19 protein-coding genes are annotated in these 19,228 nt (G+C 63.6%); 12 read left to right on the plus strand and 7 right to left on the minus strand.

The window, feature by feature from the left end; translation table 11 throughout:
• Positions 1-60: 60 nt before the first annotated feature.
• On the plus strand, positions 61-717 hold the full coding sequence (locus tag ASD76_RS07340) for an alpha/beta hydrolase (protein WP_055920553.1): 657 nt from the start codon (positions 61-63) through the stop codon (positions 715-717).
• Positions 718-839: 122 nt separating this feature from the next.
• Complete coding sequence (locus ASD76_RS17875; RefSeq protein ID WP_156457579.1) at positions 840-1,508, plus strand: energy transducer TonB; 669 nt, start codon at positions 840-842, stop codon at positions 1,506-1,508.
• Here ASD76_RS17875 and ASD76_RS07350 read toward each other — a convergent pair.
• The gene (locus ASD76_RS07350; RefSeq protein WP_055920559.1) at positions 1,505-1,711 is read right to left on the minus strand and encodes a hypothetical protein; all 207 of its coding nucleotides are present in this window, start codon (positions 1,709-1,711) and stop codon (positions 1,505-1,507) included. The two genes, ASD76_RS17875 and ASD76_RS07350, sit on opposite strands and share 4 nt — an antisense overlap.
• A 76-nt stretch (positions 1,712-1,787) precedes the next feature.
• On the opposite strand from ASD76_RS07350, the gene ASD76_RS07355 reads away from it, so the two are divergent.
• Entirely contained in the window at positions 1,788-3,629 is a 1,842-nt protein-coding gene (locus tag ASD76_RS07355; RefSeq protein ID WP_055920562.1) for a DUF885 domain-containing protein, read from the plus strand.
• Between the two features lie 3 nt (positions 3,630-3,632).
• Here ASD76_RS07355 and ASD76_RS07360 read toward each other — a convergent pair whose 3' ends face one another.
• The 4 genes from ASD76_RS07360 to ASD76_RS07375 all read right to left on the minus strand — a co-directional run bounded on the left by ASD76_RS07360 (position 3,633) and on the right by ASD76_RS07375 (position 8,941).
• Positions 3,633-3,893 (minus strand): hypothetical protein, encoded by a 261-nt coding sequence (locus ASD76_RS07360; protein WP_162249646.1) that lies wholly within the window; start codon positions 3,891-3,893, stop codon positions 3,633-3,635.
• 158 nt (positions 3,894-4,051) lie between these two features.
• On the minus strand, positions 4,052-4,762 hold the full coding sequence (gene aqpZ / locus ASD76_RS07365) for an aquaporin Z (RefSeq protein ID WP_055920567.1): 711 nt from the start codon (positions 4,760-4,762) through the stop codon (positions 4,052-4,054).
• Positions 4,763-4,941: 179 nt separating this feature from the next.
• Positions 4,942-7,164 carry a putative bifunctional diguanylate cyclase/phosphodiesterase gene (locus ASD76_RS07370; RefSeq protein WP_055920570.1) on the minus strand — a complete coding sequence of 741 codons (2,223 nt, stop codon included), beginning with the start codon at positions 7,162-7,164 and terminating at the stop codon, positions 4,942-4,944.
• Between the two features lie 181 nt (positions 7,165-7,345).
• On the minus strand, positions 7,346-8,941 hold the full coding sequence (locus tag ASD76_RS07375) for a phosphoenolpyruvate carboxykinase (protein ID WP_055920573.1): 1,596 nt from the start codon (positions 8,939-8,941) through the stop codon (positions 7,346-7,348).
• 264 nt (positions 8,942-9,205) lie between these two features.
• On the opposite strand from ASD76_RS07375, the gene ASD76_RS07380 reads away from it, so the two are divergent.
• From ASD76_RS07380 to ASD76_RS07410, 7 genes are all read left to right on the plus strand, one after another.
• The gene (locus ASD76_RS07380) at positions 9,206-9,961 is read left to right on the plus strand and encodes a response regulator transcription factor (protein ID WP_055923046.1); all 756 of its coding nucleotides are present in this window, start codon (positions 9,206-9,208) and stop codon (positions 9,959-9,961) included.
• A complete protein-coding gene (locus tag ASD76_RS07385; protein ID WP_055920576.1) occupies positions 9,954-11,510 on the plus strand; it encodes an ATP-binding protein in 1,557 nt (518 codons plus the stop codon). The genes ASD76_RS07380 and ASD76_RS07385 overlap by 8 nt, the downstream gene beginning before the upstream one ends.
• Positions 11,507-11,926 carry an HPr kinase/phosphorylase gene (locus tag ASD76_RS07390; RefSeq protein ID WP_055920579.1) on the plus strand — a complete coding sequence of 140 codons (420 nt, stop codon included), beginning with the start codon at positions 11,507-11,509 and terminating at the stop codon, positions 11,924-11,926. Before ASD76_RS07385 ends, ASD76_RS07390 begins: the two co-directional genes overlap by 4 nt.
• A gap of 44 nt (positions 11,927-11,970) precedes the next feature.
• Entirely contained in the window at positions 11,971-12,867 is an 897-nt protein-coding gene (gene rapZ, locus ASD76_RS07395; protein ID WP_055920582.1) for an RNase adapter RapZ, read from the plus strand.
• 82 nt (positions 12,868-12,949) lie between these two features.
• A complete protein-coding gene (locus ASD76_RS07400; protein WP_055920585.1) occupies positions 12,950-13,354 on the plus strand; it encodes a PTS sugar transporter subunit IIA in 405 nt (134 codons plus the stop codon).
• Positions 13,355-13,377: 23 nt separating this feature from the next.
• Complete coding sequence (locus tag ASD76_RS07405; RefSeq protein ID WP_235506551.1) at positions 13,378-13,653, plus strand: HPr family phosphocarrier protein; 276 nt, start codon at positions 13,378-13,380, stop codon at positions 13,651-13,653.
• Between the two features lie 25 nt (positions 13,654-13,678).
• Positions 13,679-14,488 carry a TrmH family RNA methyltransferase gene (locus tag ASD76_RS07410; protein ID WP_055920591.1) on the plus strand — a complete coding sequence of 270 codons (810 nt, stop codon included), beginning with the start codon at positions 13,679-13,681 and terminating at the stop codon, positions 14,486-14,488.
• Between the two features lie 9 nt (positions 14,489-14,497).
• On the opposite strand, the gene ASD76_RS07415 is transcribed toward ASD76_RS07410, so the two are convergent.
• Together ASD76_RS07415 and rmuC are read right to left on the minus strand one after the other, a co-directional pair.
• Positions 14,498-15,181 (minus strand): SH3 domain-containing protein, encoded by a 684-nt coding sequence (locus ASD76_RS07415; protein ID WP_055920594.1) that lies wholly within the window; start codon positions 15,179-15,181, stop codon positions 14,498-14,500.
• On the minus strand, positions 15,178-16,545 hold the full coding sequence (gene rmuC / locus ASD76_RS07420) for a DNA recombination protein RmuC (RefSeq protein WP_055920597.1): 1,368 nt from the start codon (positions 16,543-16,545) through the stop codon (positions 15,178-15,180). Before rmuC ends, ASD76_RS07415 begins: the two co-directional genes overlap by 4 nt.
• 245 nt (positions 16,546-16,790) lie before the next feature.
• Here rmuC and ASD76_RS07425 point away from each other — a divergent pair, with 245 nt between their 5' ends.
• Positions 16,791-18,458, plus strand: coding sequence for a formate--tetrahydrofolate ligase (locus tag ASD76_RS07425; RefSeq protein WP_055920599.1), 1,668 nt, complete (start codon positions 16,791-16,793; stop codon positions 18,456-18,458).
• A gap of 156 nt (positions 18,459-18,614) precedes the next feature.
• Positions 18,615-19,148: a PEGA domain-containing protein gene (locus tag ASD76_RS07430; RefSeq protein ID WP_055920601.1), complete on the plus strand. Its 534-nt coding sequence runs from the start codon at positions 18,615-18,617 to the stop codon at positions 19,146-19,148.
• Positions 19,149-19,228: the final 80 nt, after the last annotated feature.

Genomic DNA, 19,228 nt, shown 5'->3' on the forward strand with positions numbered 1-19,228 from the left:
TAGCCCGCGACTTCACGCGCGCCACCTGCGCCAGAACCCTACCGAACAAGAGCTGCAACTATGCCCTCCGTCATCTTCCCCGGCCCCGAAGGCCGCCTCGAAGGCCGTTTTGCCCCAGCCCCGCGTCCGCGCGCACCTGTGGCGATGATTCTCCATCCGCATTCGCAGGGTGGCGGCACGATGAACGATCGTATCGTGCAGCGTCTGTACAAGACGTTTGTCGACCGCGGGTTCGCCGTGCTGCGCTTCAATTTCCGCGGCGTCGGCCGCAGCCAGGGCAGTTTCGATAACGGCATCGGCGAACTGTCGGACGCGGCCGCCGCGCTCGACTGGGTGCAGTCGATCCATCCCGAATCGCAGACCACCTGGGTCGCCGGCGTCAGCTTCGGCGCGCTGATCGGCATGCAGTTGCTGATGCGTCGTCCGGAAATTCGGGGGTTCATCTCGATCGCCCCGCCGGCGAACATGTACGACTTCTCGTTCCTCGCCCCGTGCCCGGCCTCGGGCATCTTCATCCAGGGTGCGGCGGACACGGTCGTGCAGCCCAACTCGGTGGTGAAGCTGGTCGAGAAGCTGCGCACGCAGAAGCACATCACGATCCATCACGAGGAAATCCCGCGGGCCAACCACTTCTTCGAAAACGAAATCGAAGAACTGATGGGCTCGGTCGATAACTACCTCGACTTCCGCCTGTCCCCCGACTGCCCGATCCGCTGAGCTGACTGACTGAGCAAGGCCTTGCGAGAGGCCTTGCATAACACTGCTTTTCTATAGTAATGTTACATCATTACACGAGTCACTGGACACGAACCGGCGACCGCAAAGGAGAGGAGCAGGGTATGGCTTACCTGGACCAATCAAACGACCCTCGGCGCCGCGTCACCGCGATTGCTGGTGTGGCTATCATTCACGCAGCAATTGGCCTTGGCGTGGTTACCGGGCTGACGGTTGCAGGTATTGCTCCCAAGCCAGATATCTGGAACCCCTTCCCCACCACGCCGGAGCCAAAGCCCACACCAACACCGACGCCGGAGACGAAATCTCCCGAGCCAACCAACACAACTCCAACCGTTAACCCCGTGCCCGATGTTAAGTGGCCGCCGGAGCCCAATCCGCGACCTCAGCCAGATGAACCGACCGGCACAACCGGCACGGAGACGGGACCGTGGATACCCCCAACTGTCCCCCCACCGCTGCCTACCCCCACGTCCATTCCGCATTTCGCGAAGCCAAGCAGCGACCGTAACGGTTGGATCACCACCGAGGATTATCCGGCTGCCCCCTTGCGAAAAGGGATCGAGGGAGTGGTCGGCTATAGCCTTATCATCGGCAGCAACGGCCGCGTATCGGCCTGCGACGTGGTCCGCTCTTCGGGCAACAGCCAACTCGACGAGGCCACCTGCCGCCTAATCACACGCAGAGCCCGCTTCGATCCGGCCACTGACGGCTCGGGCGCCAAGATCATCGGCTCATTCAGCGGCACCGTGCTCTGGCAAATACCCGACTAGCGCGTCGCTTCGGCGGCACGGTCGACCGGGGCCGTGCCGTTCGAGTCGGGCAGAATCCAGATCAGCAGGTTGACGATCATCACCACGGCCAGAAGCAGCATGAGCCAGACCTGCTTCTGCGCCCCGCCCTTGCGCCAGAGGAAAATCGCTCCGCCGATAAGGACCAGCGTGGCGAGCATGACGAGTGAAAGCACGATATCCATGGGGCGGGCCTAGCCGCCACCGCCTCGCAAATCCATGCGGATTGACAGACTCGATCCTCGGCCGCAGAAACCCGCAATGCCCATTTCAAATGAAACCATCACCCGCCGCCAGGCGCTCGCCACGCTTGGTGTCGGTGCCTCGGTGTTTGCCCTGCCCGCTTGGTCGACAGCCTCGGCCCAGGTCGCACCTGCCGACGCCACCGCGCTGCTGAACGACGTTGCGTGGAACCTGCTCGAACAGTCTCCGACAGGGGCGACCGGCCTCGGGCTCGACGTCGGCGATCGCGCGTACCTGCGCGGCCAGATGGGCGGCACTTCGCCCGAGGCGGTAAATAAGCTGGCGGCAACCCTGCGCACCGATCTCGCCCGCGTCCGCGCCACGGACACGTCGAAGCTTGATCCTTCGACGAGGACGAGCTTCGAAGTCGTAGAGAGCGCCTATTCGACGGCACTGGATGGCTTCGCCCTTCCCTATGGTGACGTCGCAGTCGGCGGCTGGCGCAACGCGCCCTACGTCGTGATCCAGAACGTCGGCGGCTATATCGACTACCCGCGCTTCCTCGATGCCGACCACCCGGTGCGGGATGCGGCCGACGCGGAGGCCTATGTCTCCCGCCTTGAGCAGATCCCCGCAAACCTCGATGGTGAGCTCGATCGGATCCGCTCGGCTGCAGGCCTCGGCGTGATCCCACCCTCGTTCTTGCTGGCCAAGGCCATCCCCCAGATGGAAGCCTCTCTTGCCGACGCCAAGTCCGGCGGCTCGATGGTCAGTTCGCTGACCCGCCGCACGGCCGAGGGCAATATCGCCGGCGACTGGGAGAAGCGGGCCTCCGCCATCGTCACCGGTCCGCTTGCCGCGGCACTCGAACGGCAGCTGGCCGAGCTGAAGCGCCAGGCCACCCAAGCCGACACTGACGCCGGCATGTGGTCGCAGCCCGGCGGTGACGAGTGGTACGCCTGGGCCCTGCGCGCCAGCACGACCACCCGCATGACGCCGGACGAGATCCACGAGATGGGCCTGACCCAACTCGAAGAGATCCATTCGCGCATGGACCCAATCCTGCGCAGCCTCGGCTACACCGAGGGGCCGGTCGGTACCCGGATGACCCAGCTCGGCACCGATCCGCGCTTCAAGTTCGCCGAGGGCGATCCCGGCCGCGCCGAGATCATGGAGTTCATCCAGGAGCGCATCTCGTGGATCCGAGCGCAGATGCCGCGTGCCTTCCGCACGCTGGTGCGCGCCAACCTCGAAGTACGGCGCCTGCCGCTGGCGGAAGAGCCCGGCGCCCCGACAGCTTATGGCGGTGCGGGTTCGGTCGACGGGACGATCCCCGGCAAGATGTGGATCAACCTGCGAACAACCGACCTGCACCGCAAGTTCGACGTGCCCACTCTGGTCCATCACGAAGCCATCCCGGGCCACGTGTGGCAGGGCGAGTACTCGAACCAGCTCCCGCTGATCCGCTCGATCCTGTCGTTCAATGCCTATTCGGAAGGCTGGGCGCTCTACGCGGAGCAGCTGGCCGACGAGCTCGGCGCTTACGACGATAATCCCGCCTGGCGCCTGGGCTACCTGCAGGACCAGGCCTTCCGCGCGTGCCGCCTGGTGGTCGACACCGGCCTCCACGCCAAGCGCTGGACGCGTGACCAGGGCATCGCCTTCTTCATGGAGCGCAATGGCAACAAGCGCGAACAGGTCGAAAGCGAAGTCGATCGCTACTGTTCGTGGCCCGGCCAGGCTTGCGGCTACAAGGTCGGACACAGCGAGATCGTCCGCCAACGCTCGCGCGCTCAGAAGGTCCTCGGCCCGGCCTACGACTTGCGCGACTTCAACGAGGCTGTGGTCCAGGGCGGCAATGTGCCGCTCGACGTTCTGGCAAATAACATCGACCGCTACATTGCCACGGCCAAAGCCTGATCGTTATTTTCGGGAGCTGAGCGAACTCGGCAGCGTTGCCTGAAGCCCGACGGTCAGTTCGACCAGGTGTTGGGCAGCCAACTGGGCGTTGCCGAGATAGCGGAGGGACGTTTCATCCAGGGAGCGGTTGGCGAGCAACTCAAGGTTGCCGCTCACCGCCTGGACTAGGTTCGCCAGTTCATGCGTGAGACCGGGCAGGCGTTCGACCGTCCCGCTCGGCAGTCTTGCCGGCGCTGCATCCAATGACGGTCCCTTGTCGGCCAAGTTCGATCTACCCCTCATGCCCCAACTTCGTGCTATCCACGACAGTTCGTCCTGTTCCGAAGAATGCAGGATTGCGAGGCGACCCGCTTTGTTTTTGTGATTAAGTGCCCGAAACCGGCGCCTAGCCGCTTCGCAAATATGCAATTCGCGCCAATCCGTTACATCGGACGAGGCGGTTCTGAAAACAGCAGTCGATACAGCGCACCCCCGATCCCTCCCCCGATGAGCGGCGCGACCCAGAACAGCCACAGTTGCTGGAGCGCGAGACCACCCACAACGAGCGCCGGCCCGGTGCTGCGAGCCGGATTGACCGAGGTGTTCGTCACCGGAATGCTGATTAAGTGGATCAGCGTTAGCGCAAGCCCGATGGCGATCGGGGCAAATCCCGCCGGTGCCCTGACGTCAGTGGCGCCGAGGATCACCATCAGGAACCCGCCCGTCAAAACGATCTCGATGATGAGTCCGGCAGCAAGCGAATAGCCTCCCGGCGATCCCTCGCCGAAGCCGTTCGCGGCCAGGCCGTTGGTGGCCAGGTCGAAGGTCGGAGACCCGCTCGCGATGCAGAACAGCAGGTAGGCCGCTGCTATGGCGCCGACGACTTGGGCGACGACGTAATAGGGGATGTCGCGTGCCGGGAAGCGTGAGCCCGCCCACAGGCCCACCGTCACCGCAGGATTGAAGTGCCCGCCCGACACATGGCCGAGCGCAAAGGCCATCGTCAGCACCGTAAGGCCGAACGCCAGCGACACACCGAGCAGGCCGATCCCCACCTCAGGAAATGCCGCGGCCAGCACCGCGCTGCCGCATCCGCCGAAAACCAGCCAGAAGGTCCCGATAACCTCCGCCGCCATGCGCCTGCCGATAGTCATGGGCTTTCCTTCCCCGCGTTTGCCGCTTCATCTTTCTGACGGTGCAGCCGTGGGGAGGTTGACCATTCGATGCGCCCACCGCCTATCAGGGGTTCCCCTGAAAACACGGCGGGGAATCATAGGAGTACGGACGAAAGGTCGAAGAAAACCGACCAGTTAGTGTCTGCGCTGAATCTCGGTCAGGCGCCCATGCCGGCAACGACGACCTGCATGAACTGCGGCTTCGACCGCTGGCCACCCTCATTCAGCGCCAGGGGATAATGGCCTGGCGGCAAGGCGGCGAGCGGCATGCCGGCCGCCGCTAGCGCGTAGGGAGACACACGATGCCGGGTGCACAGACCGCCAGCCCCGTCTCCGACAAGCGGCGTCTCGAACTCGATGGCGATCATCAGGTCCTCGCTGCGGTTCACCAAGCCCACGGCAAGCTGTCCTTCGCCGAGGTCGAGCACCAGGCCGGTGCCGACGGGAACGCCGACCAGGCCCTCCACCATCGCGCCAGTCTTGGAGAGGTTGCGCATGACCGCTTCGTAGCGGTGATCGTCGTGAATCACGCCAACACGGCGGAACACCGAACGGCGCTCGGGCCGGTGGATTTCCGGGCCGTTCGGCTCGATCTTCAATTCGCCGCTGTCCATCCGCTCGGCGACGACGGCCGCCGGCAGGGCCTTCGAGTAGATCCAGCCTTGGATGTACTTGGCACCCTTTTCGCAAACCAGATGGAACTGGTCGAACGCCTCGACACCTTCGACCGTGGTTTCCATCCCCAAGGCATCGCTCAGGCCGATGATCGCTGTGATGATCTTGGCGCTGTTCTGGTCCTTCTGGGTGCAGGAATCGACGAAGCTCTTGTCGACCTTGAGCTTGTCGAACGGGGCCGAGCGCAGATAGCTGAGCGAGGAATAGCCGGTGCCGAAATCATCGAGTGCCAGCCTCACCCCGAGATGCTTCAGCGACTGGAAAGTCCGATCGGTCTGCTCGCTATCGCCCATGAACACGCTCTCGGTGAGCTCAAGCTCGAGCCGGTCCGGCATCATTTCCGCGGCAGCCAGCGCATTGGTGACCACGGAGACGAAGTTCGCGTTGTTGAACTGAACCGCCGACACGTTGACCGCCACCCGAACGCTGTCGGGCCAAGAGGCCGCGTCGGCGCAGGCACGGCGCAGCGCCCATTCGCCCAACTGGTTGATGAGGTTCGATTCTTCGGCCGCCGGGATGAAGATGTCAGGCGAAACCGGACCGCGTTCCGGGTGACTCCAACGCATCAGGGCTTCAAAGCCGACGACCACGTGGTCGCTGGTGCGCACTACCGGCTGGTAATGAAGTTCGAGCTGGTCGGAAGCGAGCGCCTCGCGCAAGTCCTTGAGCAGGAGCGCGCGCTCTTCCTCTTCGTCCTTGAGGTCGGACGAGTAGAAGCGAAACTGCCCTCGCCCGCCGTTCTTGGCAGCGTAGAGGGCAAGGTCCGAAGCCCGGGTAATTTCTTCGCGATCGATCCCGTCATAGGGTGCGATGGCAATGCCCACGCTCGTGCCGATGATCGCACGCTTGCCGTCGATCGGGTAAGGCTGGGAAACGATCTGGATGACCTTGTCGGCCAGTTCACCGAGCTTGCCGCGGTCATCTAGGTCGGGAAGGATAATCTGGAACTCGTCACCACCCAGGCGACCGATTTCTCCGCGATCACCGATAATGTTGCGCAGGCGCTCGGCGACCTGGCGCAGCAGATCGTCACCCGCCTGGTGGCCCATCGTGTCGTTGACGTACTTGAAGCGATCCAGATCGAGCATCATCAGCGCACAGCTGCGCTTGGCGGACTTGTAAGCGCCGAGGATGCTGTCGAGCCGGCGGACCATGCGATGGCGATTGGCGAGGCCGGTCAGGGCGTCGTACTCGGCCATGCGCGAGTCGATCAGCTTGCGCTCGTATTCGACGGTGATGTCCTTGGCGCTGCCGCGATACCCCTGGAACTTACCGCCCTTGTCGAACTTGGGATGGCCGCAAAGCAGCCACCACGCCTGTCTCGCGCCGGTCCGGTCGATGACAACGCGCACGGTCAGGTCATTGATCTTGCTGTGCGCGTTGATCTGGAAATTGAGCGGTCGTTCGCTCTTGTCGTCGGGATTGTCGGGATCGGTCTCGAACAGGAGCACTAACGGCTGGGCGAGCAGCTCATCGACCGGGCGACCGATCTTTTCCGCTGCGTTCTCCGACAGATAGATCAGGCGCCCCTCGGCGTCGGTGGCCCAGATCCAGCCCATGCCGGCTTTCTCGAATTCGTCGAGCACCTGCAAACGGCGGCTAGCGTCGCCCGCACGGATGACGGCTACGTCACCGTGATCGGTTCCGCTGTCGGCGCTGCTTGAACCTGCGCCGGTAAGCCCTTTGAGAATGCTCCGAACTGCCATTGACCGCCTGTCGACCCCCAAGTCTCAGGCAATGTGTAAATCCGGATGGTTTAATTTAAACTAACGCCGACCCGCGGAGGCGCAGTTTTCCACCATCTAAGGGGCATCACTTAGGTTATTAACCCTAACGACGGCGTCCGCCCCCTCTCGAGGACGGACGGCGCGCGTCTGGATAGTGTCGTCAGGCTGCTTGTGGAGCGGCCTTGCGCACGCCTTCGTCAACGTGAGCTTCGAACTGTGCGAAGTTGTCGACGAACAGCTGAACCAGCTTGGCAGCGGTCTGATCGTATTCGTTCTTGTCCGCCCAGGTTTCGCGCGGATCGAGGATCGCGCTGTCGACACCGGGCACAGCCACCGGCACGTCGAAGCCGAAGTTGGGATCCTTGCGGAACTCGGCGTTGTTCAGGGTGCCGTCGAGCGCGGCGTTGAGCAGCGCGCGTGTCGCCTTGATCGGCATACGCTTGCCGACGCCGTACTTGCCGCCGGTCCAGCCGGTGTTGAGCAGCCAGCACTGCACACCACCGCTGGCGATGCGCTGCTTGAGCAGGTTGCCGTAAACCGAGGGATGACGCGGCATGAACGGCGCGCCGAAGCAGGTGCTGAACGTCGCTTCCGGCTCGGTCACGCCGATCTCGGTGCCCGCCACCTTGGCGGTGTAGCCCGAGAGGAAGTGGTACATGGCCTGGTCCGCCGTCAGGCGCGCAACCGGCGGGAGCACGCCGAACGCGTCGGCCGTGAGGAACACGACGTTTGCCGGAACCGGACCGAGGTTCTTTTCCGAAGTGTTCGGAATGAATTCGATCGGATAGGCGCCGCGGCTGTTCTCGGCCAGGCTGGCGTCGTCGAAATCGAGCTCGCGCGTTTCCGGGTCCATGACCACGTTTTCGAGCACGGTGCCGAACATGCGAGTGGTCGCATAGATCTCCGGCTCGGCCTCGGGCGAAAGGCGGATCATCTTGGCGTAGCAACCGCCTTCGAAGTTGAACACGGCAGTGTCCGACCAGCCATGCTCGTCATCGCCGATCAGCGTGCGGCTGGCGTCAGCGGAAAGCGTGGTCTTGCCGGTGCCTGACAGGCCGAAGAACACCGCCGTCTTGCCGTCGGCTCCAACGTTGGCCGAACAGTGCATCGGCATCACGCCCTTGGCCGGCAGCAGGTAGTTGAGGATGCCGAAGACGCTCTTCTTCATCTCGCCAGCATAAGCGGTGCCGCCGATGAGGATCAGCTTCTCGCTCAGGTTGACCGCGACAACCGTCTCGCTGCGGCTGCCATGGCGCTCAGGATCGGCGCGGAAGGTCGGCAGGTCGATGATCGTGTATTCGGGCGCGAACGAGGCGAGTTCGTCCTTGCTCGGACGGACCAGCAGCGTGCGGATGAACAGGTTGTGCCAGGCGAGCTCGTTGATCACGCGCACGTTGACGCGGTTTTCCGGCTGCGAGCCGCCGAACAGGTCGGCGACGTAGAGCTTGTCCTTGGTGCCGAGCGCGGCGAAGAAATCTTCCTTGAGCGCGGCGAAGTGCTCCGGCGTCATGGGCACGTTGACCTTGCCCCACCACACGGTGTCCTCGGTCTCCGCGTCGCGGACGATGAACTTGTCCTTCGCCGAACGGCCGGTGTGCTTGCCAGTCTGAACGACGAACGGTCCATGCTTAGCAAGCTGACCTTCGCCATTGGCGACTGCTTGTTCGACAAGCGCCGCAGTCCCAAGATTGGCGAGGATAGCCGCGTCAGTCTTGATGCCTTGCGCCGACAGCGGAACGGTAAGCGAACTGGTCACTAAGGGGTCTCCCTTCGAAAATCGCAATACGAGGCCGCTCCCCCATCAAGGCGGCAAGTCTTGATCCGAGCGCATAGTCGGCGAACGGTTCGCCGTCAAACCGGGTAACCAAGACCCTTTCTGTGCAGGCCATGTGCGATCTGAAATCCTACATTTCAATAGTTTATGCGCATTCCATTTGCGAAATTCACGAGGTCCAATTGTCTCCTTAGGGCTAACGCGGTAACCCGAACGCGATGAATAGCTCTCTGGACCGGCGGAATGATGGCTGAACAGGCGCCCAGCGATGTCGCGACTGCCGAACTCCAGCGCAGCATCGCGCTGGTCGATGACGACCGCAATATCCTGACGACCCTGTCGATCGCCCTGCAGGCGGAAGGCTACGCGACGCGCGTCTATTCCGACGGCGAGGCGGCCCTGAAGGCGCTGACGGAGAACCCACCAGACCTAGCCGTGTTCGACATCAAGATGCCCCGAATGGATGGCATGGAGTTGCTGCGGCGACTGCGCGAGACCAGCGACCTGCCGGTCATCTTCCTCACCAGCAAGGATGAAGAGCAGGACGAGGAAGCTGGCCTCGCAATGGGCGCCGACGACTACATCGCCAAGCCCTTCAGCCAGCGCCTGCTGCTGGCGCGCATCCGCGCAATCCTGCGCCGCGCTTCTTCCGTCCGCGATCCAGGCTCCGAGGCTGGCGAAGAAGAGACGCTCGACGGCCCGATGATCGAACGGGGACGCTTGCGCATGGACCCGTCACGTCACCGGGTCATGTGGATGGACCGCCCGGTCTCGCTGACGGTGACCGAGTTCCTGATCCTCGAAGCGCTGGCCCAGCGGCCTGGTGTCATCAAGAGCCGCAACCAGCTGATGGACGCCGCCTATCCCGATGACGTCTTCGTCGACGACCGCACCGTAGACAGCCACATCAAGCGCCTGCGCCGCAAGTTCCGCGTCGTCGACCCTCAGTTCAGCGGAATTGAGACGCTTTACGGCGCCGGCTACAGCTTCTCAGATGGTTGAACAGGAACCGCACGAACGCCGCGTTGGGCGTTGGTTTCCCTTCACCTCGAACGCCTCACTGACCTCCCGCATTCTCGCGGTGAACCTGATCCCGTTGCTGCTGCTGGCGGGCAGCCTGTTCTTCCTCGACTCCTATCGCCGTCAATTGCTGGACGAGCGCTTCAAGCTGGCGCGCATCGAAGCGCAGATTACCGCCGAAGCGCTCGCCGGCGCCACGCGGGAGCGGCAGGAAGCGCTGCTCATCCAGATCGGCAAGGAACAGCACATGCGCCTGCGCATGTACGACGCCGAGGGCAATCTCTGGGCTGACAGCTTCGAACTGGCCAAGCCCTCGTTCCAATTGGGCGACCCTGTCTCCGCGCCATTCCCGCAGGACTTCGCCCGGGCCCTGGACACAACCGTCGATTTCCTGGTCGGCGCCCGTTCGGTGCCACCTTACGTCGAACCGACAGAACAGGGGGCCGACGCCTGGCCGGAACTGGTCCGGGCGCGGGAGCAGGGCCTGACCCAGATCGAACTGCGGCTTGCGCCCGACAGGACGCCGGTTATTACCGCGGCAGCGCCCGTCGGGCTCAACGGGGCGAGCCTGCTGACCACGCGCAACGCCAGCGACATCACCGCCGCCGTTCGCGACGCCCGGACGTCGCTGCTCATCCTCTTCGCCGTGTCGCTGGTCATCTCGATCGTGCTGTCGCTGTTCCTGGCTCGCACGATCATCGACCCCCTGCGCCGCCTCGCGCGCGATGCCGTGCGAGTGAGGCTGGGGCGCGAACGCGAAGTCGAAGTGCCCCGCATGCAGCGGCGCGGAGACGAGATCGGCGTCCTCGCCCGCGCCGTGTCCGACATGACCATTGCGCTGCGCCAGCGGATCGACGGGGTCGAGGCGTTCGCCGCCGACGTCGCGCACGAGATCAAGAACCCCCTCGCCTCGCTGCGAAGTGCCATCGAGTCCCTCCCCAAGGTGAAGGACCCGGCGCTACGCGATCAGTTGCACGAGATTGCCGCGCACGACGTTCGCCGCATCGATCGCCTCGTCACCGAGATCGCCGAGGCTAGCCGGATCGACGCCGAACTCAGCCGCGCGACTTTCGAGCCGCTCGACCTGGCCGCGCTTATCAGAAACGTCGTCAAAGCGCGTGAAGACCGCGGCCTCAACGTCTCGAGGAAAGTCGAAATCCGGCAAAGCGGCCCCGCGCTCGTAAGCGGCGTGCCGATCCGTCTGGAGCGCGTGATCGACAATCTGCTCGACAACGCGGTTTCGTTCTCACCGCCTGGGGGCACGATCCACGTGGACTTACAGCGCGATGGCGACACGGTGCGAGCAGCGATCTGCGACGAAGGCCCCGGCATACCCGAGACTTCGCGGGAGAAAGTCTTCGCCCGGTTCCATACCGCGCGGCCCGAAAACGAAAGCTTCGGCGATCACAGCGGCCTCGGCCTCGCGATCGCCAGGACTATCGCCGAAGCTCATGACGGCGCACTCTACGTCACCGACCGTCCGGACGCCGAAACGGGCGCGTGCCTGGTGCTGGACTTGCCCGCGGCATGACCCCGGTCCCTCATCAGGCGACTTGCGTGGCCATCAAGGCGCGCGGGCTACTGATCGAAGGACCGCCCGGCAGCGGCAAATCCACCCTCGCGCTTTCGCTGATCGACCGAGGGGCGACACTGGTCGGTGATGACGGTGTGATGCTGGAAGCCCGCCAGGGGCGCCTGTGGGCCCTGCCCCCGCCCAACATCACGGGACTGTTGGAGATCCGTAACGTCGGCCTCCTCAACTTGCCCGCCGAACCTGCTCCGATCGCGCTGATAGTGCACCTCGATCCCAATGCACCGCGTTTGCCCGAAACGGTCGAGACCATCGCTCTACACGGCATCAAAATCCCGGTTGTCCGGCTTTACCCCGACAATCCAGCTCTGGCGCTGCGTGCTGAATGGGCACTGGCCCTGCACGGGACGCCCTGATCGGCCCCTTCACAATTGTTCCGCGGAGGGGCAAAGCGCGACGGATGTCCAGCGAGTCTCCCAATCGGCAACGGATCGTCCTGGTCACCGGGATGTTGGGTGCCGGTAAGTCGACCGCGCTGCGCGAGCTCGAGGACCTTGGCTGGGAAGCGATCGACAACTTCCCGATCCGTCTGCTCCAGCGCCTGGTCGGGACCGAACCCGCCGAACAATCGCTGGCCATAGGTTTCGACTGCCGGACCAGGGGCTTTGTCCCGGAAACCATCATCGAGTTGGTCAAGAAGCTCATCAATCGAGACGACGTGGACGTAACCACTTTGTTTCTCGACTGTTCAGGCCACGAACTCGAACGGCGCTTCAACGAAACGAGGCGGCGCCACGCCCTCGCTCACGACCTTCCCGTTGCCATGGGCATTGCCGCCGAGCGGGAGTTGCTTGCACCGCTGCGCCGCTGGGCAGACGTGCTGATCGACACCACCCATTTCTCGAGCAACGACTTGCAGCAGCGCGTCCGCGAGCTGTTTGCCGCCAATGCCCCGCGGGACATGACCATCACCGTGTCGAGCTTCGGCTTTGCCCGAGGCATGCCCCCGGTCGCCGATCTGGTGTTCGACGTCCGCTTTCTCGACAATCCGCATTGGGACCCGGAACTGCGCATACAGACCGGATTGGATAGCGCCGTTGGGGAACACATTCGCAAGGATCCGGCCTTCGAATCGGCCTTCGTTCGCATCCGTGACCTGCTGCTGGAACTGCTCCCGCGCTACGCCGCACAGGGAAAAACTTATGTTAACATCGCCTTCGGCTGCACCGGTGGCAGGCATAGGTCCGTGTTTGTCGCTGAAAGTATAGCCGAGGCCTTGCGCAAAGGAGGGTTTTCGCCCACTGTGCTGCACCGCAACTTAGGGTCGCGGACTGCCGAGATGATCGAAGGGCCGTAACAGTCGTGACCTGTTTGTATTTGGTCCGGACGCAAGGGATCGTCCTGATTGCGAGCCCGCTTTTCGTGAGTCGCTGCCCCAAATGATTGGTATGATTCTGGTGACCCACGGCCAGTTGGCCGAGGAGTTTGTCCACGCGATGGAGCATGTCGTCGGCAAGCAAGCTGACGTGGCTACCGTCTGCATCGGCCCACATGACGACATGGAGGCGCGCCGCAAGGAAATCGCCCGGGCGATCAAGCAGGTCGATTCCGGCAGCGGAGCGGTGCTTCTTACCGACTTGTTCGGCGGCACCCCCTCGAATCTCGCGATTTCCCTCCTGAAGAGCGGCAAGACCGAAGTCATTGCCGGCATCAACCTGCCCATGCTCATTCGCCTTGCAGGTGCCCGCAAGGACATGGATCTCGCCTCTGCAGCCAAGGCGGCGCGCGACGCCGGGCGCAATTACATAACCATCGCCTCCGAGTTTCTCGGCCAGGAGGCGTGACAAGAATCGAGGGAGACAGGGACTTGGGAGAGACCTGCCGCGAAGTTATGATCGTCAACAAGCGCGGGCTTCACGCTCGCGCTAGCGCGAAGTTCGTCGCCGCCGTTGCCGGAATGGAAGGGAGCGACGTGCGCGTTTCCAAGGATGGCCACTGCGCCGCGGGCGGTTCGATCCTCGGCCTGATGATGCTCGGCGCCGCCAAGGGCGATACCGTCCAGCTTTGCGTGAGCGGGCTTGAGGCCGAACAGCGGCTCGAGGAACTGAGCGCACTGGTAATGGACGGTTTCGGCGAGGACTGATCCTCGCCTGCCAGTTCGCCCCGACATGCGCCGCACCATAACCGGATTCTCCAACCCGACGGTGAAGTATCTTCGCTCGTTGAGGGACAAGAAGCATCGCAAGCGCGAAGGCAAGTTCCTCGCCGAAGGCTTGCGACTGCTGACCGATGCGCGCGAATGCGGGCGGCTGCCCGAAATGCTGGTCATGGCCGACGGGCGCGATCCTCACCCCCTGCTCGACGCGCTTGAAGCCGACGTCGAGCGTGCTGGCGGCGAGATCGTCGAGACCAGCGCAGACATCCTCGCCAAGATAACCGGCAAAGATAACCCCCAGGCAGTCGCGGGGGTCTTCGCCGAATTCGACACTTCCCTGGCTGCGCTCGATCGCGGGCAGTCGCCGATCTGGCTCGTGGCCCAATCACTGCGCGATCCCGGCAATCTTGGCACCATGCTGCGCACCGGCGATGCTGTCGGGGCCGGTGGGCTGATCCTGCTCGACGACAGCGCCGACCCGTTCTCGGTCGAAGCGGTGCGCGCGAGCATGGGGGCGATTTTTACGCAGCAGGTGGCCTTGGCCCGTTGGGATGAGTTCCTGCCTTGGCTGCGCTCTGGTCCGGGACAACTGGTCGCGGCGAGCTTGCGCGATGCCCTTCCCTATCGCGAGGCACCTTATGCGGCGCCGTGCTTCATCCTGGTGGGCAATGAATCGCGCGGGCTTCCGGAAGAGTATGAGATGGCCTGCGACCTGCGGGTGACCATGCCGATGCGCGGGAGGGCGGATAGCCTAAACGCGGCAGTGGCTGGCGCGGTCCTGGCGTATGAGGTGCTCGCTCGGTTGGATAGTTCGCCGAACTAAGCCAAGCCGTTAGTCCCCAGCGACAAGCGCCGTGATCTTCCATCGACCGTCTTGGCGCGCGGCGATGAGGCGAAAGTCGATGACGGAGCGAAGCTTTCCGGTGGCGATGTAGCCTTCGCGGCCATCAGCCAGAGTGACCGGTTGGAATGGCGCTTCCCAGTCAAACAAAGCGGTCTCCACCAGATCCCACGAAACGGTGCCGATCTGCTGCGCCGAGGCGCTTGGACCTGCCCGAACCGGCTCATCCTCCGCCGTCACCAGCAGAGTGCTGAAGGGATCGACGTCGCCGAGGTCCTGATCGAAAAGCCACGGGATGGCCAGGTTGCCGTTCGCGTTCGCCGAACAACCGAGCGTCATGAGCTTGTCCAACTCGTCCCACAGGCCGGCTTCTGCGTCGAGCCGTGAGCGGAGTTCATCGGGCCCTTCACCACCGTTGAAGTCGAGCTCGACATCGTCTGCCGCGAGCGCGACGAGAGCATCTGCGTCCCGCGCCTTCACCGCGGTGGCGAGGTTCGCTCGGAAAAGGTCTGCACCCTCGACTTCGGTGCAAGTGTCTCGCGGCGCCCACTTGCCCTTGGCGAGATGCGTTGGTGACGAGGATGTGGCGTCCTTGACCTCGTCCGCCCGCGCATTCTCCTCCGAACAGCCTGCGCAAACCAGCGCCAGCACGATCGAGAGGAGCCGGGCCGTCAAGCGAGGCGGGCCTCGTCTTCATCGTCCGAGATATCGACCAAGCGGGGCGTTGGGGCATCGTCGGTCGGACTGTAAACCGGCGCGATCTCAATCTGCTGCACGTCCTCGATTTCGCGCTTTCCAATCTCAATGTGCTTGTCCCGCAGGCGCTTGGCCGAGACCACCACGCGACTTTGAAAACTGCGGGAAAAATCGTTGTAGCTGCCCACGGCGCGACCGAGGTGCGTCCCAACCTTAGTCAAGTCTTCGGTGACCTTCGCCAGCCGGTCATAAAGCTCACCGCCCATGCGGCCGATCTCGCGGGCTTCGCGTGCCAGTCCGTCCTGGCGCCAGACTTGCGCGACCGTGCGGCAGATAGCGACGAGGTTGGTCGGGCTCGCCAGCAACACGCGCCGCTCGAAAGCGAAGTCCCACAAGCGCGGATCATGCTCGAGCGCGGCGGCTATGAAGTGTTCGCCCGGCACGAACATCAGCACGTAGTCGGGCGCTTCTTCGAACTGGCTCTGGTAGCTCTTGGCGCCCAGCGTCTGGATGTGGTTGCGCATCGAGGCCGCGTGTAGATCGAGGTGACGAATGCGCTCGGCATCGTCGGCCGCCTCGAAAGCTTCCTGGTAGGCGTTGAGGGAGACCTTGGCGTCGATCACCAGCAGCTTGTTGCCGGGAATGCGCACGATCGCGTCAGGACGCAGCCGTCCTTCGTCGGTGTCCACCGAATGCTCGGTGACGAAGTCGGTATGTTCGGCCAGGCCGCACTGTTCGAGGACGTTCTTGAGTTGCTGTTCGCCCCAGCGCCCGCGCGCTTTCGGCGCGTTGCGCAAGCTGTTGCCGAGCTGTTGCGCGGCGCTGCGTACAGCTTCCTGCCCTTCGCGCATCGACTGGATCAACCCGGTCAGTTGGCCGAACGCGTCGACCCGCTGGCTTTCGAGGGCGCGAACTTGCTCCTCGTAGCTCTTGAGCCGCTGGTTGACCGGTTCGAGCAGAGCGGAGACCGCCTCCTTGTTGGCTTTCTCCGAGTTGCCGAACCGCTCTTCGGCGCGCTTGAGGAAATCCTCCTGCGCCTTCGACAGGACTTCGCTGCCCGCCGCCTTGAACTGGGTCAGCAGCTCGGCGCGTGCTTCGTTGAGCTGCGCGATCTGTTTGTCGAAGTTCTCGGCATTGGCCTTGAGCGTCGCATTCTCGATCCGCGTCTGGCCGAGTTCCGTCACGGCCTGCTTGAACTGCCCTTCGCGCTCCTTCGCCGCTGCATCGACCTCCGCATGGCGCGCCTTCCAGTCAGCGACAGGGCGCGATCCGGCGAACCAGCCGAGTGCGGCACCGGCCACCAGGGCGACAAGCACGATCACGATGACGAGAAACGGTTCCACCAAACCTCCGGAAATTTGGAACGAAAAGAGAACTTATTCGGGAAAATCCAACATTGCAAGGCTGTGCCGCGCTCGATCCCCCGATGAACACGCCCACCCGCAAGATTCGCCCTTGAGCATCGCGCCTGTAAGATTGTATGGGCCACATACAAATTCGTGATTGCGAAAATTTCGTGATTGCGAAAAATCGCGACCAATTAACGCCCGCGGTTCATAGCGGGCCAGCAACCGGAAGAGGACGCCTGATGGCCACCGATATCGAGATCGCCCGCGCAGCCAAGATGAAGCCGATTACTGAAATCGGCGCCCGCCTGGGCATCCCTGACGAATCGCTGGAACCCTATGGCCGGTTCAAGGCCAAGATCTCCATGGACTGGATCAACCAGCAGGCCAGCAAGCAAGACGGCAAGCTGATCCTCGTCACCGCGATCAACCCGACTCCGGCGGGCGAAGGCAAGACCACCACCTCGGTCGGCCTCAACGACGGCCTCAACCGCATCGGCAAGAACTCCATCGTCTGCCTGCGCGAACCGAGCCTCGGCCCGTGCTTCGGCGTCAAGGGCGGCGCGGCCGGCGGCGGCTATGCCCAGGTCGTGCCGATGGAGGACATCAACCTCCACTTCACCGGCGACTTCCACGCGATCACCAGCGCGCACAACCTGCTGAGCGCGATGATCGACAACCACATTTACTGGGGCAACGCGCTCGAACTCGACACCCGCCGCATCACCTGGCGCCGCGTGCTCGACATGAACGACCGCGCGCTGCGCCAGATCGTCAACTCGCTGGGCGGCGTTTCGAACGGCTACCCGCGTGAGACCGGCTTCGACATCACCGTCGCTTCGGAAATCATGGCGATCCTGTGCCTCGCCACCTCGATCGAAGACCTTGAGGAATCGATCGGCAACATCATCATCGGCTACCGCCGCGACAAGACCGCTGTGCGCGCCCGCGACATCAACGCCCATGGCGCGATGACCGTGCTGCTCAAGAGCGCGATCCAGCCGAACCTGGTGCAGACGCTGGAGAACAACCCGGCGTTCATCCATGGCGGCCCGTTCGCCAACATCGCCCACGGCTGCAACTCGGTGACCGCGACCAAGACCGCGCTCAAGCTGGCCGACTATGTCGTGACCGAAGCCGGTTTCGGCGCTGACCTCGGTGCCGAAAAGTTCTTCGACATCAAGTGCCGCAAGGCGGACCTCAAGCCGTCGGCAGCCGTGATCGTCGCCACCGTGCGCGCGCTCAAGATGAACGGCGGCGTCGCCAAGGCCGACCTCGGCAAGGAAGACGTCGAAGCGGTGAAGAAGGGCGTCGTGAACCTGCTCCGCCACATCGAGAACGTGAAGCAGTTCGGTGTGCCGGCAGTCGTGGCGATCAATAACTTCGTGACCGACACCGACGCCGAAGTGCAGGCGATCAGGGACGCGGTCGCCGCTGTTGGCAGCGAAGCCTTCGTCTGCACGCACTGGGCCAACGGCAGCGCCGGCACCGAGGAACTGGCAAAGCGCGTGGTCGAGATCGCCGAGAGCGGCCAGTCGCAGTTCGCCCCGCTCTACCCGTCTGACATGCCGCTTTTCGAGAAGATCAACACGATCGCCACCCGCATCTACCGCGCGGACGAAGCGATTGCCGACTCCTCGGTCCGCAACCAGCTGCACCAGTGGGAGAAGGACGGTTTCGGCCACCTGCCGATCTGCATGGCCAAGACCCAGTACAGCTTCACCACCGACCCGACCAAGCTCGGCGCGCCGAGCCACCACACGGTGCCGGTCCGCGAAGTGCGTCTGGCGGCTGGCGCTGGCTTCATCGTCGCCATCTGCGGCGACATCATGACCATGCCCGGCCTGCCGAAGGTCCCGAGCGCCGAGAAGATCCGGCTCGAGAACGGCGTGATCGAAGGTCTGTTCTAAGGACCGATTCACTCGGTATGAAATCGAAGGGCCGCTCCCAGTGGAGCGGCCCTTTCTTTTTCCGCAGAACCTTCAAAATTCACCCTTGGTAACGGTCACATTCTGAGTCATGTACCTCCGCGTCGCCGTTCGTTGCGACTTCTTGGGGGGAAATACATGAAACTGCGCCACACTGTGGCCCTCGCGGGCCTTTCTATTGCGTTGTCCGGTTGCGCGACGGTCATCAACGGTACCAGCCAGGACTATACCGTGCGGACCGATCCCGATGGTGCCGCCATCACCCTTAACGACGGCACGACTTGCGTGTCTCCGTGCAAGCTCAATCTCAAGCGGCGCAACGACTTGCGGGTCGACATCACCAAGGAAGGCTACAAGCCCGCCTACGTGCTGGTGCAGAGCCGGCTCGGCGGCGCCATGGCGGGTAACATCCTGCTTGGCGGTATCATTGGCGGTGCGGTGGATGCCGCCAATGGCTCGACCAACTACCTCTACCCTGAACCGCTCCACGTCCGCCTCGCCAAGCTCGGCACCGCCGAGGAATCGGTGCTGCTCGACAAGGAGGGCGCGATCTCGGGTACGGTCCTGGCTCACAACGATGAGGTACGGGCCGACGTTGCCGAGGGAATCGGCGCCCAGGCGGCCGGTATCGCCACTACGACAGGCGCAGCTGACGCTGGCGGCGCCAAGTAACGCCACAAGCGAAAACACTGCCCAATCTCCAAGGGCCGCTCCGATGGGGCGGCCCTTTTCACAGGTGAATTCCGGAACGC

Source organism: Altererythrobacter sp. Root672 (genome assembly GCF_001427865.1).
Classification (GTDB): domain Bacteria; phylum Pseudomonadota; class Alphaproteobacteria; order Sphingomonadales; family Sphingomonadaceae; genus Croceibacterium_A.

Bases quoted from the DNA above. Each gene is read 5' to 3' on its own strand.
- ASD76_RS07350 (WP_055920559.1), bottom strand. From the start codon at position 1,711: ATGGATATCGTGCTTTCACTCGTCATGCTCGCCACGCTGGTCCTTATC.
- ASD76_RS07385 (WP_055920576.1), top strand. From the start codon at position 9,954: ATGGTTGAACAGGAACCGCACGAACGCCGCGTTGGGCGTTGGTTTCCC.
- ASD76_RS07370 (WP_055920570.1), bottom strand. From the start codon at position 7,164: ATGGCAGTTCGGAGCATTCTCAAAGGGCTTACCGGCGCAGGTTCAAGC.
- ASD76_RS07425 (WP_055920599.1), top strand. From the start codon at position 16,791: ATGGCCACCGATATCGAGATCGCCCGCGCAGCCAAGATGAAGCCGATT.
- ASD76_RS07400 (WP_055920585.1), top strand. From the start codon at position 12,950: ATGATTGGTATGATTCTGGTGACCCACGGCCAGTTGGCCGAGGAGTTT.
- ASD76_RS07410 (WP_055920591.1), top strand. From the start codon at position 13,679: ATGCGCCGCACCATAACCGGATTCTCCAACCCGACGGTGAAGTATCTT.
- ASD76_RS07390 (WP_055920579.1), top strand. From the start codon at position 11,507: ATGACCCCGGTCCCTCATCAGGCGACTTGCGTGGCCATCAAGGCGCGC.
- rapZ (WP_055920582.1), top strand. From the start codon at position 11,971: ATGTCCAGCGAGTCTCCCAATCGGCAACGGATCGTCCTGGTCACCGGG.
- ASD76_RS07430 (WP_055920601.1), top strand. From the start codon at position 18,615: ATGAAACTGCGCCACACTGTGGCCCTCGCGGGCCTTTCTATTGCGTTG.
- ASD76_RS07355 (WP_055920562.1), top strand. From the start codon at position 1,788: ATGCCCATTTCAAATGAAACCATCACCCGCCGCCAGGCGCTCGCCACG.
- aqpZ (WP_055920567.1), bottom strand. From the start codon at position 4,762: ATGACTATCGGCAGGCGCATGGCGGCGGAGGTTATCGGGACCTTCTGG.
- ASD76_RS17875 (WP_156457579.1), top strand. From the start codon at position 840: ATGGCTTACCTGGACCAATCAAACGACCCTCGGCGCCGCGTCACCGCG.
- ASD76_RS07380 (WP_055923046.1), top strand. From the start codon at position 9,206: ATGGCTGAACAGGCGCCCAGCGATGTCGCGACTGCCGAACTCCAGCGC.
- ASD76_RS07340 (WP_055920553.1), top strand. From the start codon at position 61: ATGCCCTCCGTCATCTTCCCCGGCCCCGAAGGCCGCCTCGAAGGCCGT.